The sequence below is a fragment of the Cellulosimicrobium sp. NPDC057862 genome (assembly GCF_042797035.1).
In the GTDB taxonomy this organism is placed as follows: Bacteria; Actinomycetota; Actinomycetes; order Actinomycetales; family Cellulomonadaceae; genus Cellulosimicrobium.
In genome coordinates this window covers 130,042-142,858 of sequence record NZ_JBHVMH010000008.1, presented here as the reverse complement: position 1 = coordinate 142,858, position 12,817 = coordinate 130,042, and the positions used below count along the sequence as shown (strand labels likewise).

Genomic DNA, 12,817 nt, shown 5'->3' with positions numbered 1-12,817 from the left:
GGTGCCGGGCGAACCACCGCGCCGTCGTTCGCGCGATCTGCGTGATGCCCTCCCGGCCGCGGCGGACCTACGGTCGACGCGTCGTCGGCGAGGCCGCGCCCGCGCCCGCGCCGTCCGTGAGGTCCTGGACAGACAGGAGAGGCACGATGAGTGACGAGCCCCGCCGGACGGTCGTCGGACCGCCGCTGCCCGCCGAGCGGTCCCTGCCGTTCCCCCCGCCCCGGTCGGGGAGCGTCGCCGGGCGGACGATCCAGGAGTCCACGTACTCCCCGCGCCCGCCGGAGCGCCACCTGCCCGCGGACGCGCCGAACGTCGTCGTCATCCTCATCGACGACGCGGGTCCCGCGCTCCCGACGACGCTCGGTGGCGCCGTGCGGACGCCGACGCTCGACCGGGTCCGTGCGAACGGCATCGGGTACAACCGGTTCCACACGACCGCGATGTGCTCCCCGACCCGCGCGTCGCTGCTCACCGGGCGCAACCACCACCGCGTGGGCAACGGGCAGATCGCGGAGCTCGCCAACGACTGGGACGGCTACTCGGGGCACATCCCGAAGAGCAGCGCGACGATCGCAGAGGTGCTGCGCCAGTACGGGTACGCGACCGGCGCGTGGGGCAAGTGGCACAACACCCCGGCGGAGGAGACGACCTCGTCCGGACCGTTCGACCGCTGGCCGACCGGCTACGGGTTCGAGTACTTCTACGGCTTCCTCGCGGGCGAGGCGTCGCAGTACGAGCCGCACCTGGTACGCAACACGACCCCCACGCTGCCGCCGAGGACCCCCGAGGAGGGCTACCACCTCAGCGAGGACATCGCCGACGACGCGATGCGCTGGCTGCGCGACCACAAGGCGAACGCGCCGGACAAGCCGTTCTTCGTCTACTGGGCGACCGGCGCGCTGCACGGGCCGCACCACATCATGAAGGAGTGGGCAGACCGGTACGCCGGGGCGTTCGACGACGGCTGGGACGTCTACCGGGAGCGAGCGCTCGCGGGCGCGAAGTCGGCGGGCTGGGTGCCCGAGGACGCCGAGCTGACGCCCCGGCCCGAGAGCCTCGCCGGGTGGGACGAGATCCCCGACGACCAGAAGGCGTTCCAGGCGCGGCTCATGGAAGTCGCCGCGGGCTTCGGCGAGCACGCCGACGTGCAGGCCGGGCGGCTCCTCGACGAGGTCGAGCGGCTGGGGTACGCCGACGACACGATCGTCGTCTACATCTGGGGCGACAACGGCTCGTCGGGCGAGGGGCAGAACGGGACGATCAGCGAGCTGCTCGCCCAGAACGGGATCCCGTCGACCGTCGAGCAGCACATCACGGCGCTCGAGGAGCTCGGCGGGCTCGACGCGCTCGGCACGCCCGCGACGGACAACCAGTACCACGCCGCGTGGGCGTGGGCCGGGTCGTCGCCGTACCAGGGCATGAAGCTCCTCGCGTCCCACCTCGGCGGCACGCGCAACCCGATGTTCGTGAGCTGGCCGGGGCACATCGACCCCGACCCGGTACCGCGCACGCAGTTCCACCACGTCGTCGACCTCGTACCGACGATCTACGAGGTTCTCGGCATCTCCCACCCCGAGACGGTGAACGGCGTCCCGCAGGACCCGATCGACGGCACGAGCTTCGCGTACTCCATCGACGACGCCGCCGCGGAGGGCCGCCGTCGGACGCAGTACTTCGAGATCATGGGCAGCCGGTCGATCTACGCCGACGGCTGGATGGCGTCGGCGACCGGCCCGCGGCTGCCGTGGGTGCAGGGGATGCCGGCCGGGATCCGGACCTGGACCCCGGACGAGGACCCCTGGGAGCTGTACCACCTCGACGAGGACTGGAGCCAGGCGCACGACCTCGCCGCGGAGCACCCCGAGAAGCTCGCCCAGCTCAAGGAGCTGTTCGCGATCGAGGCCGCCCGCAACGACGTCCTGCCCGTGGGCGGGGGCCTGTGGGTGCCGGCGATCCACCCCGAGGACCGGATCAGCCCGCCGTACACGGAGTGGGACCTGTCCGGGGACACGGTGCGCGTCCCCGAGTTCTGCGCACCCGCGCTCGGCAACCGCCCCAACCGGGTGGAGATCCGGCTGACCGTGCCCGACGCCGCGAACGGCGTGCTCTACAAGCTCGGGGGAGCTGGCGGCGGGCTCACGTGCTTCCTGCTCGACGGCGTCCTCACCTACGAGTACAACCTGTTCCTCGTCCAGCGGACCGTGGTGCGGTCGAGCGCGCCGCTCGCGGCCGGCGAACGCACGGTCGAGGTCGTGACGACGTACGTCGAGCCGCGGCCGGCCGGCCCGCTCGAGGTCGTCCTCCGGGTCGACGGGGACGACGTGGGCTCGGGCACGGTCCCCGTGAGCGCGCCGCTGCTCTTCTCCGCGAACGACTGCCTCGACGTCGGGCGCGCGTACGGCGGCGCGGTGTCGCGCGCGTACGCCGACCGCATGCCGTTCGCGCTCGACGGCCGCATCGACGCCGTGCACGTCGAGTACCTCCTGCCCGCGAGCGACGGCGCCGAGCGCTAGGGAGGATCCGCCGGTCGCGAGTTCACTCGTTCTGGGTGAGGACGCGACCGCCGGCGACGGCAAGCCTGAGGACGGACCCGCGCGCGCCGCGCGGGACGGACGCGGAGAGGACGCGACGATGACGCAGGAACTCAGCGACGGGGTCGGGAGCGAGCTCGGCGACCTCGAGGAGAGCGGGCCGATCGACTTCCTGGTCATCGAGCTCCCGACGGACCGCGCGACGGGCGACAAGGCCTTCCCGCACCTCGTCGACCTCGTCGACCGGGGGATCATCCGGGTGCTCGACCTCGTGGTCGTGCGCCGGGAGGAGGACGGCAGCGTCGTCGGCATCGGGCTCGAGGAGCTCGACGACGGGTCGACCGAGCTCGCGGTGTTCGAGGGGTCGAGGTCGGGCCTGCTCGGCGACGACGACCTCGACGAGGCCGCGAGCGCCGTCGAGCCCGGCATGACGGCCGTCGTGCTGGTCTACGAGAACGTCTGGGCGGCGCCCTTCGCGACCGCCCTGCGCCGTAACGGCGCCCAGCTCGTCGCGAGCGGGCGCATCCCGGTCCAGGCGCTCATCGCGGCGCTGGACGCCACCGAGCCGGACGCCTGATCCGGCCGCCCCAAGGAGGATCCCGTGCCTGGACTGATCCGCGGTGTCGCGCGCACCGCCGTCGTCGCCGGAACCGCGACCGCCGTCTCCAACCGTGTCTCCCGCCGCCAGGCGGGGCGCTGGGCCGCCCAGGAGAGCGCGCAGGAGCCGCAGTACGCCGCGCCCCCGCAGCAGTACGCGGCTCCGCAGCCGACCTACGCGCCGCCCCCGGCGCCCGCGCCCGCGGCGGCGCCGGACATGGACGCGCGCATCGCGCAGCTCACGCAGCTCGGCGCGCTGCGCGACCAGGGGGTGCTCAGCCCCGAGGAGTTCGAGGCGCAGAAGGCGCGCATCCTCGCCGGCTGACCGGCCCTCTCGCCGTCCCGGCCGCTCGACCGGGACGGCGACCACCCTCGACCGAGCCGGCCCCCGGCGTTCCGGAAGGAACCAGCATGACCGACGAGCAGCACGTCCTGCGCCCGACCTACACGCGAGCCGGCGTGCGGGCGGTCGCGCCACGCTTCACGATGCCGGACGCGGAGATGGAGCCGACGTCCGCCTACCAGGTCGTCCACGACGAGGTGATGCTCGACGGCAACTCGCGCCTCAACCTCGCGACGTTCGTCGCGACGTGGATGGGCGACGAGGCGGACCGGCTCTACGCCGAGGTCTACGACAAGAACATGGTCGACAAGGACGAGTACCCGCGGACCGCGGCGGTCGAGGAGAACTGCTGGCGCATCCTCGCGTCGCTGTGGAACGTGCCCGACGTGAAGGCGTGCATCGGCACGTCGACCATCGGGTCCTCCGAGGCGTGCATGCTCGGGGGCCTCGCGCTCAAGCGGCGGTGGCAGCTCGCGCGTCGGGCCGCGGGCAAGCCGGCGGACCGGCCGAACCTCATCATGAGCTCGGCCGTGCAGGTGTGCTGGGAGAAGTTCTGCAACTACTTCGAGGTCGAGGCGCGGTACGTGCCGATCTCGGAGGAGCACCCGTGCCTCGACGGCAGCGACCTCGAGAAGTACGTCGACGAGAACACGATCGGCGTCGTCGCGATCATGGGCGTGACGTACACGGGCATGTACGAGCCCGTGCAGGAGATCGCCGCGGCGCTCGACGCGCTCCAGGAGCGCACGGGCCTCGACGTCCCGATCCACGTCGACGGCGCCTCGGGCGCCATGATCGCGCCGTTCCTCCAGCCGGAGATCGAGTGGGACTTCCGCCTGGAGCGCGTGCACTCGATCAGCACGTCGGGCCACAAGTACGGGCTCGTGTACCCCGGGGTCGGCTGGGTCGTGTGGCGCACGCTCGACGCCCTGCCGGAGGAGCTCATCTTCCGGGTGAGCTACCTCGGCGGGGACATGCCGACGCTCGCGCTCAACTTCTCCCGGCCCGGCGCCCAGGTGCTGCTCCAGTACTACCAGTTCCTGCGGCTGGGACGGGAGGGCTACACCGCGATCCAGCAGGAGTGCCAGGACGTCGCGAAGTACCTCGCGCACGGGATCGAGGACATCGGCGCGTTCGACCTGTGGAACGACGGGTCCGACATCCCCGTCTTCGCGTGGCGCCTCAAGCCCGGGCACACCGAGAACTGGGACCTGTACCACCTGTCCGACCGGCTGCGCATGAAGGGCTGGCTCGTCCCCGCGTACCCGATGCCCGACGACCTCGCGGACCTCACCGTCCAGCGGATCGTCGTGCGCAACGGCGTGAGCCGCGACCTCGCGGACGACCTCCTCGAGGACATCCGGGTCGAGACGGAGTGGCTCGACGGGCTCACGTCCCCCATGCCCGCCGAGGGTCGGCGCTCGGGCTTCCACCACTGACGGTCGTGGACCGGCGGCAGCGTCGTCTGCGGCGCGAGGCGTGGGGGTTCGCGGTCGGGTCGCTGTGCTTCCTCGTCGGGGCGCTCCCGCCCTACGCCGACGCCGTCGGCGCGGTCGCCACGAACGTGACGTTCGTCGTCGGCGCCGTGTTCTTCACCGCCGCCGCGTTCGTGCAGCTCGGCCTCAGCGGGCGGCGGCCGCCGCGCCCCGGGACGCACCCGGCCGACCGCTGGGACTGGTGGGCCGCGGCCGCCCAGCTCGTCGGGACGCTGTGCTTCAACGTGAGCACGACGGCGGCCCTCGTCGCCGCGGTCGACGACCCGACGGCGCTCGGCGCGGGCTGGAAGCCGGACGCCTACGGCTCCGTCGCGTTCCTCGTGTCCTCCGCGTTCGCCGTCGTCGCGACGCGCGACCGGGGGCACCTGTGGGACACGGACGCCCGGACGTGGCACGGCACGTGGCTCAACCTGGTCGGCTCCGTCGCGTTCGGCGCGTCGGCGGTCGGGGCGTACGTCTCGCCCGCCACGGGCACGTACGTGAGCGCGTGGTGGGACGACGCCGGCACGCTGGTCGGGGCGGTGTGCTTCCTCGTCGCGGCGCTGCTGTCGCGGCGGTCGGTCGACGCGCCCGCGCCGAGCGACGCGCTCCCGGCGGGGTGACGTACGTCGCGGTGCGTCACCCGGCCGGGAGTGCGTCGTCCGGTCAGGCGCAGGTCGCCGCCGCGTAGTCCGCGTCGACCGACCCCGACCCGGCCGCGGCGCTCGCGGTCCCTGCGTCGACCGACGCCGTGCGGACCGCGAACGACTGGTAGGCGGAGCTGCCCGGCGCGACGTCCGCGACCGTGCGCTCGCCGAACGGCGTGCGCAGCGTGACGTCGGCCGGGGCGTCCCCGGTGTTGCGCGCGGTGACGGCGACGTACGCCCGTCCCGCGAGGCAGCGGCTCGCCGCCCGTACGTCGAGCGAGACGGCGCGGCCGAGCTCGACCGTCGGACCGTCGAGCTCGACGACGGTCACGCTCGACCCCGACGTGGAGGTCCACGTCGTGCCCGGCGTGAACGACCCGCGGTCCAGGTCGGCCTGGGTCACCACGTGGTGCGCGAACGTGCACGTGTACGAGCCCTCGGCCGGCAGGGTGCGGTAGCGGCAGTTCTGGGCCGCGTTCGCGGGGTCGAGGCCGGCGAGGTTCCCGGTCGGGACCACCGAGGTCGCCGCCGTCGAGAGGTTGCGGACCGTGTAGGTGAAGCGCAGGACGTCGCCCACGACGTACGTCTCCTGCGGGTTCGCGTGCGCGCCCTGCACCGAGATGTTCCCGGGCGCCCCGAAGTAGACGCCGGGACCCTCGTGCTCGACCGTCGTGACGGTCGCGCCGGAGGTCGAGGTCCAGGTCGTGCTCGGCGCGAAGAGCCCGGCGTCGAGGTCGGCCTGCGTGACCGTGTGCCGCGCGGAGGTGCACGTGTACGCGGCGCGCGGGGCGAGGTCCCGGTAGCGGCAGTTCGGCGCGCCCTGGGCCGGGTCGAACCGCTCGAGGTCCCCGGTCGGGGAGACCGTCGTGACGGCGTCGGACAGGTTCGTCACGGTGAACGAGTACGTGACGACGTCGCCGACGCCGTACCCGCCCGCGGGGGCAGTGCTCGTCACGCTCGCGCGCGTGACCTCGATGTCGCCCGGCGTGCCGCTGGGCGCTGCCAGGAGCCAGTCGTGGTCGAGCTTGGCGAACCGGATGCCGCCGTTCCCGCCGTCGGGCTCGTAGAGCAGGCCGACGGTGCCGTCGGGGAGCGTCGCGAGCGTCGAGTACGCCATGCCTCCCGGCTGGAACACGCGCGCGACCGGCCAGGTCTCGCCGTCGTCGTAACTGACGCGGACCGTGCCGTTGACGCGGCCGGACTGCGACGCCGCGTTCGAGAAGAGGAGCACCCTGGCCTCGGCGGAGCCCTGCGGCGCGTTCGGGTACGCGCGCACGATCGCGGCGTTGTTCGTCGGGTCGGGGAGCTCGCGGTCGAGGGTCACCGGGCCGTACGTGACGCCGCCGTCGGTGGAGTAGGCCACCTTGCGGAAGCCCGAGCGCGCCGAGTCGCGCGAGTTGAGCATGACGCGCCCGTCCGAGAGCTCCACGGTCTTGTTCTCGTCCATGCCGGTGCCGACGGGGGTCCCGACCTGCCACGTGGCGCCGTGGTCGTCGGAGTACACGGACACGGCCTGGAACTGTCCCGAGCCGTTGATGATCGTGTACTGCTGCACGAGGCGCCCCGCGTGCTCGCCGTAGCGGAGCTGGATCCCCTGGCCCGAGGCGGCGAAGCGCGAGCGCCAGCCCAGGTCGGCCGTGACGTCCGCGGTGATCGTGCGGTGCGTCCACGTGCGCCCGTCGTCCGTCGAGGCGGAGACGTTCGCGTGGATGACGTTGCGCGCGGTCGGGTCGACGCCCGGCTGGGAGCCGCCGAAACCCTGGTCGTACGACTTCACGTGGAAGTTGAAGATCGTGCCGGTCTCGCGGTCGACGACGTAGCTCGGGTCCGAGTAGCCCTCGATCGGCGCGGTGGCCTTCCCGGCCGCGACGACCTCCTGCGGACCCCACGTGGCGCCCGCGTCGGTGGAGCGGCGCTGGAGGATCGAGTTCGGACCGGGGGAGTCGGCCGCCGTGGGGCGGCCGTCGTAGGAGGCGAGGACGTCGCCGTTGGGTGCGACGGTGAGCGCCGGGATGCGGTAGTTGGGGAAGCCGCCCTGGCCGTTGGTCGCGAGCTGCTGCTCGGTGTACGTGCCCGGGCCGCCGGTCGCGGCAGCGAGGTCGTGGTCCGGCGCGAGGGCGGTGTGGTGGGCCGCCGCCGTCGTGGTGGGGACGACGACGCCGCCCACCCCGAGCGCGAGCGCGGTGGCGAGGGTCAGCGCGCGGCGCGCGGGTCTGCGGAGGTGTCCGATCATGCCGTTCCTTCCGGTCGGTGCTCGGCGCGGCGGTGGTACGGCGTGGAACGCGGCGACGCTGCCGAGGACGCTTGAACAAATGACGTCAGATGTCTGACGTCAGGAAGGTAGCCCGGAAGGATGGAGGGGTCAAGGGGTGGGGGCAGCGCGACGCCCGCCGGCCGCAGGGGGTCTGCGGCCGACGGGCGTCGGGAACGGTGGCGCGGAGGCGGATCAGCCCCGGCGCGCGCGACGGGACAGGAGCACGATCGCGGCGCCCACCGCGGCGAGCCCGGCGGCGAGGGCTGCGTACAGCCCGACCGTCGCGCCGGTCTCCGCGAGGCTCGGGTTCTGCGCGGACGCGCTGACCTCGTTCGACACGGGGACGGCGCCGGCCGGGTCGTCGTGCCCGGGCGGGTTCGTCGCGCAGTCGGGTGACGAGGGCGGGTAGACCGTGGTCACGAGGACGTGCGGGTTGACCTCGAAGCTCACGTCGACGGCGGGGCGCACCCAGTCGTACTCGTCGCCCTCGACCCACTCGCCGTCCTCGAGGCGCCACCCCGGCCAGTCGACGCCCTTCCCCTGGTCGTCCACGACGGCGCCCGGCCACAGCAGTCGACCCTGGAGCGGCAGCCCGGAGCGGACGACGCTCTCGCCGTCGGGGTTGATCCAGGTGACCGTCACGGTGTCGTGGTCGGTACCCTCGACCTCGATCGCGTAGTCGAGGTAGGCGGCGTCCTGCTCGCACGCCGAGACGAGCGTCGTGAGGCGCATCGACGGCTGGGACGGCACGTAGGTGTCGTCCTCGGCGGCGTGGGCGGCCGGGCCGGCGAGGAGCGCGGCGGAGGCGGCGAGGGCGGCTGCGGTGGTGGCCCGCACCAGGGTGCGGCGTCCGGTCGAGGTGCTCATGGGTCGTTCCCGTCGGGTCGTGGTCGGTCGAGCGCGACGGGTACCGTCCTGAGGGCGCGACCGTGCCACCGCCGGACGGGCGGTTCGGGGCAGCAAAGGCGCGGGCGTGTCGGACGCGTGAGGCGGCACCGCCGTGGTCGCCGGTGCCCGCGCTGGCAGGGGGCTGATCGCGCGGGCACCGGCTGGCCCCCACGCTAGACAGCCAACTGGACGGGCGTCCAGTTCGATGCCGGGTGAATGTCGCCGCCGAGAACGACACGGCTGTCGTTATCGGGGCGAAAGCGACAGCAGGGTCGTGCTCGACGGCGAGCGGGGTCGTTCTCGGGCGCCGCCGGCCCTGCCTGCAGGCCTGCCTACAGGCCCTGCCAGTCGGGCTTGGACGCGTACGTCTGGCGGTAGTAGTCCCCGAGCTGCAGGCGCGAGGCCGCCGCGTCGTCGACCAGCACCGTGGCGTGCGGGTGCATCTGCATGATCGTCGCGGGCCACAACGCGCTGATCGGGCCCTCCACGAGCTGGTGCACCGCCTCCGCCTTGCCCTTGCCCGTGGCCAGCAGCACCAGGTGCCGCGCCGACATGATCGTGGCCAGCCCCTGCGTCAGGCAGTGCCGCGGCACCTGGTCCACGTCGTCACCGAAGAACCGCGCGTTGTCCTCGCGCGTCTGCGCCGTCAACGTCTTGATCCGCGTGCGCGACGCCAGGGACGAGCCCGGCTCGTTGAACGCGATGTGCCCGTCCGTGCCGATCCCCAGGACCTGCAGGTCCACACCCCCGGCCGCCGCGATCGACTCCTCGTACGCCGCGCACGCCGCGACCAGGTCCTCAGCGTTGCCGTCCGGGCCCTGGACCGCGCCCGGGGCGAAGTCCACCCGCGAGGCGATCTCCGTCTCGATCACGTTCCGGTACCGCTCCGGGTGCTCCGACGGCAGGCCCACGTACTCGTCGAGCATGAACGCCCTCGCCCCCGCGAACGACAACCCGTCCTCACGGTGACGCCGCGCCAGCTCGTCGTACACCCTCAACGGCGACGAACCCGTCGCCAGCCCCAGCACCGCCTCCGGCCGCGACCGCACCACCTTCTCGATCGCGTCCGCAGCCAGCACCGCCAACCGCTCCGCAGGAGCGATCACGACCTCCATCAGACCCTCGCCTCCTCGTGCACCGTCCGGTGCGCCACCGCGACGACGTCGCCCACCTCGACCGAGCGGTACGCCGCGTCGATCACGGCGAGCGTCGCGCGCGCCTCCTCGATGCCGTAGTCCGGCCGCTCCTCGGCGAGCACCGCCCCGACCACGTGCCGCAGGTACGCCGCGGCGGCCACCTGACCGGCGTCGGCGGCGATCGTCGTGCGCCCGTCCGCACCGAATCGCGCGACCGCGGGGGCGTCGTCGTCCGCGACGGCGTGGCCGTGCGACCCGAGCAGCCGCACCGACGACGTGGTGGGCGTCCCGCCGGGCGCGAACGGGACCCGCCCGAGGGTGACCGTCGCGGTCACGCCGCGCTCGAGCCCGAGCGTGACGACGGCCGTGTCCTCGACCCCGGCCTCGCGGTGGGGCGCGAGGAAGAGCGAGCCGGTGAAGGCGTGCACCTCGACGGTTCGCAGCCCGGCGAGGTGGTGCACCGCGTCGGCGCAGTAGCCGAGGAAGTTGAGCAGCTCCCCGCCTCCGGAGAGCGCGCGGTCGACCACGAGCTCCGGCCGCTCGACCGACGTCGCGAAGTGGGCGCCCGAGGCGAAGAACTCCAGGTCCAGGTGGCGCGGCAGGCCCACGTGCCCGGCGTCGACCCAGCCCCGCAGGCGGCGCAGGGCGGGCGCGTGCGTACGGTTCACGACGGCGCACGTGCGGCCCGTGCGCGCGGCCACCTCGGCGAGGTGGTCGGCGTCGGCCAGTGTCGTCGCGACGGGCTTGTCGACGAGCACGTCGAGTCCCGCCTCCAGGAGCGTGACGGCCAGGCGCGCGTGCCGGGTCGGCTCGGCGCACACGACGACGAGGTCGACGGCGGATCCCAGGGCGTCCGCGACCGAGGCCACCTCGGCGACCTCCGCGTACGGCACGCCGGCGCGCTCGGCGACGGCGCGCGAGTCCGCGCGCACCCAGGCGGGCGCGGTCGCCTCCTCGACGACGCCGACCAGCTCGACGCGCCCGTCCGCGGCGAGGATCCGCAGGTAGTCGGCCGCGTGGCGGACGGCCGACGCGAACGCGACCCGCAGGACGTCGCTCATGCGGCCACCCCCGCGGGGCGGGCCGGCACGCCGGGGTTCGTGCCCCCGTCGGGCACGGGCGTGTACCCGGGCACGTCGGCGACGCGCTCGCGACGGCCGGAGACGAGCGAACGCTGCGCGGCGAGCGCCGTCGCGAGCGCGGCGCGGACCTGCGGCGTCGTGACGACCTGCGCGGCCTCGCCGCGCACGACGTCGAGCCAGTGCGCGAGCTGGAGGCTCAACGCCCCCTCGACGGAGACCGGCGGGGCGGTCGTCGCGTCGGAGTGCAGGCCGTCCTCCTCGGTCGTCGAGTGGGCGAGCGTGCCCTCGGTGCCGACGAGCACGAGGCGCCGCACGAGCTCCCCGCGGCGCCGCAGCGCGTAGCAGAGCTCGAGCGTCGCGAGCGCGCCGGACGCGGTGCGGAGCTGAACGTGGAACGAGTCGGGGGACTCCATGTCGGGCGAGAACGTGCGGAAGCCGCGCGCGAAGACCTCGACCGGCTCGTCGTCGAGCAGCCACGTCGCGACGTCCATGATGTGCGTGCCGTTGTGCACGGGGTGACCGCCCGAGAGCTCGGGGTCGAGCTGCCAGCCGCGCCACCCGGCCGGCCACGCGTGGCCCGTGTACCAGGAGACGTGGGCGAGCCGCGGCGTGCCGATCTCGCCGCGTCGGGCCGCCGCGGCGAGCGCGGTCACGGCGGGCTGGAACCGCACGGTCTGCCCGACGACGAGCGTGGTGCCGCGGCCCTCGGTCGCCGCGACCATCGCGTCGAGCTGGGCCAGGGAGAGCGCGGCGGGCTTCTCGACCTGGACGTGCTTGCCCGCCTCGCCGGCGGCGATCGTCTCGCGCGCGTGGGTGGGGGTCGCGGTGACGACGTCGACCGCGTGGACGGCGTCGTCGGCGAGGGCGTCGTCGAGGTCGGTCGTGGCGCGGGCGCCGGGCACGAGCGCGGCGAGCGCGCGGGTCCGCGCGAGGTCGTGCCCGACGACCCACCGCACGTCCGCGCCGGGCACGGCGGCGAGCGCGACGAGGTGCTCGCGCGCGAACGCGCCGATGCCGACGACGGCGATCCCGACGGGTGCCGTGGCGCTGGGTGGGCCGGGGCGTAGGGCGGGGTTCACGCGGTGGTCACCCCGAGGGCCCGGTCGATCGGCTCGTAGTGCGAGACGACGGCGGCGCGGAACGCGTCGACGTCGCCGGCCTCGGCGGCGACGAGCATGGCGCCGTGCGCGCGGGCGGTCTGGTCGAGGTCGGCCGCGACCGAGATGCCGAGCTTGGGGACGACGGCGGTGTGCACGTCCCAGAACGCGGCGACGAGCTGGCCCACGAGCGAGTTGTCGAGGCGCGCGAGCAGACCGGTGTGGAACGCGCGGTCCTGCTTGGGGAAGCTCAGGCCCTCGGCCGCCGCGGCCACCATCTCGTCCACGAGCGCGTGCAGCTCGGGGTTCGAGGTACCGGCCAGGCTCGCGACGATGACGTCCGCCATGGCGAGGTCGAGCGCCTGTCGGATCTCGACGACGTCGCGCAGCGCCCGCAGGTCGTCGCCGGGGGAGAGCACGCCGCGGAACACGAGCGCCTCGACGAGCGCGTCCAGGGACATGTTGCCGACGAACGTGCCGTGCCCGTGGCGCACCTCGACGATGTCGAGGGTCGACAGGGTGCGGATCGCCTCGCGCACGCTCGACCGGGACACGCCCAGGTGCTCGCACAGCTCCGCCTCGGTGGGCAGCGGGTCCCCGGGGCGCAGCCCCTCGCCGAGGATGAAGTCCTTGATCCGGTCGGCGGTGGTGGTGCGCCGGGGAGCGGTCGCGCCGGGTCCGCCGTCGCGGGACGCGTCGAGCGTGCTGAAGCTCCTGCGCCGTGGTGTCGCCATCTTGACCCCTTCGGTTTCTGGTCCTAGTGTCAT

The 12,817-nt window shown here is 73.9% G+C and carries 11 protein-coding genes; 5 read left to right on the top strand and 6 right to left on the bottom strand.

All coding sequences use genetic code 11. The features are described 5' to 3' along the window. The first annotated feature begins 146 nt into the window (after window positions 1–146). From ACFVN3_RS12240 to ACFVN3_RS12220, 5 genes are all read left to right on the top strand, one after another. Window positions 147–2,513 (top strand): arylsulfatase, encoded by a 2,367-nt coding sequence (locus ACFVN3_RS12240; RefSeq protein WP_378233108.1) that lies wholly within the window; start codon window positions 147–149, stop codon window positions 2,511–2,513. A 118-nt stretch (window positions 2,514–2,631) separates the two neighbouring features. Continuing rightward, window positions 2,632–3,108 carry a DUF6325 family protein gene (locus tag ACFVN3_RS12235; RefSeq protein ID WP_378233107.1) on the top strand — a complete coding sequence of 159 codons (477 nt, stop codon included), beginning with the start codon at window positions 2,632–2,634 and terminating at the stop codon, window positions 3,106–3,108. A gap of 24 nt (window positions 3,109–3,132) precedes the next feature. Continuing rightward, complete coding sequence (locus tag ACFVN3_RS12230) at window positions 3,133–3,453, top strand: SHOCT domain-containing protein (RefSeq protein WP_378233106.1); 321 nt, start codon at window positions 3,133–3,135, stop codon at window positions 3,451–3,453. An 86-nt stretch (window positions 3,454–3,539) separates the two neighbouring features. Further along, a complete protein-coding gene (locus ACFVN3_RS12225; RefSeq protein ID WP_378233105.1) occupies window positions 3,540–4,910 on the top strand; it encodes a glutamate decarboxylase in 1,371 nt (456 codons plus the stop codon). A 5-nt stretch (window positions 4,911–4,915) separates the two neighbouring features. Further along, the gene (locus ACFVN3_RS12220; RefSeq protein ID WP_378233104.1) at window positions 4,916–5,569 is read left to right on the top strand and encodes a hypothetical protein; all 654 of its coding nucleotides are present in this window, start codon (window positions 4,916–4,918) and stop codon (window positions 5,567–5,569) included. Between the two features lie 43 nt (window positions 5,570–5,612). Here ACFVN3_RS12220 and ACFVN3_RS12215 read toward each other — a convergent pair whose 3' ends face one another. From ACFVN3_RS12215 to ACFVN3_RS12190, 6 genes are all read right to left on the bottom strand, one after another. After that, on the bottom strand, window positions 5,613–7,826 hold the full coding sequence (locus ACFVN3_RS12215; RefSeq protein ID WP_378233102.1) for an exo-alpha-sialidase: 2,214 nt from the start codon (window positions 7,824–7,826) through the stop codon (window positions 5,613–5,615). Between the two features lie 213 nt (window positions 7,827–8,039). Continuing rightward, window positions 8,040–8,714 carry a peptidase gene (locus tag ACFVN3_RS12210; protein ID WP_378233101.1) on the bottom strand — a complete coding sequence of 225 codons (675 nt, stop codon included), beginning with the start codon at window positions 8,712–8,714 and terminating at the stop codon, window positions 8,040–8,042. 353 nt (window positions 8,715–9,067) lie between these two features. Beyond that, window positions 9,068–9,850 (bottom strand): glucosamine-6-phosphate deaminase, encoded by a 783-nt coding sequence (gene nagB, locus ACFVN3_RS12205; RefSeq protein WP_378233100.1) that lies wholly within the window; start codon window positions 9,848–9,850, stop codon window positions 9,068–9,070. After that, window positions 9,850–10,932, bottom strand: coding sequence for a Gfo/Idh/MocA family protein (locus tag ACFVN3_RS12200; protein ID WP_378233099.1), 1,083 nt, complete (start codon window positions 10,930–10,932; stop codon window positions 9,850–9,852). Before ACFVN3_RS12200 ends, nagB begins: the two co-directional genes overlap by 1 nt. Then, a complete protein-coding gene (locus ACFVN3_RS12195) occupies window positions 10,929–12,032 on the bottom strand; it encodes a Gfo/Idh/MocA family protein (RefSeq protein ID WP_378233098.1) in 1,104 nt (367 codons plus the stop codon). Before ACFVN3_RS12195 ends, ACFVN3_RS12200 begins: the two co-directional genes overlap by 4 nt. Next, a complete protein-coding gene (locus ACFVN3_RS12190; RefSeq protein WP_378233097.1) occupies window positions 12,029–12,784 on the bottom strand; it encodes a FadR/GntR family transcriptional regulator in 756 nt (251 codons plus the stop codon). The genes ACFVN3_RS12195 and ACFVN3_RS12190 overlap by 4 nt, the downstream gene beginning before the upstream one ends. Window positions 12,785–12,817: the final 33 nt, after the last annotated feature.

Bases quoted from the DNA above. Each gene is read 5' to 3' on its own strand.
- ACFVN3_RS12200 (WP_378233099.1), bottom strand. From the start codon at position 10,932: ATGAGCGACGTCCTGCGGGTCGCGTTCGCGTCGGCCGTCCGCCACGCG.
- ACFVN3_RS12235 (WP_378233107.1), top strand. From the start codon at position 2,632: ATGACGCAGGAACTCAGCGACGGGGTCGGGAGCGAGCTCGGCGACCTC.
- ACFVN3_RS12240 (WP_378233108.1), top strand. From the start codon at position 147: ATGAGTGACGAGCCCCGCCGGACGGTCGTCGGACCGCCGCTGCCCGCC.
- ACFVN3_RS12190 (WP_378233097.1), bottom strand. From the start codon at position 12,784: ATGGCGACACCACGGCGCAGGAGCTTCAGCACGCTCGACGCGTCCCGC.
- ACFVN3_RS12225 (WP_378233105.1), top strand. From the start codon at position 3,540: ATGACCGACGAGCAGCACGTCCTGCGCCCGACCTACACGCGAGCCGGC.
- ACFVN3_RS12210 (WP_378233101.1), bottom strand. From the start codon at position 8,714: ATGAGCACCTCGACCGGACGCCGCACCCTGGTGCGGGCCACCACCGCA.
- nagB (WP_378233100.1), bottom strand. From the start codon at position 9,850: ATGGAGGTCGTGATCGCTCCTGCGGAGCGGTTGGCGGTGCTGGCTGCG.
- ACFVN3_RS12215 (WP_378233102.1), bottom strand. From the start codon at position 7,826: ATGATCGGACACCTCCGCAGACCCGCGCGCCGCGCGCTGACCCTCGCC.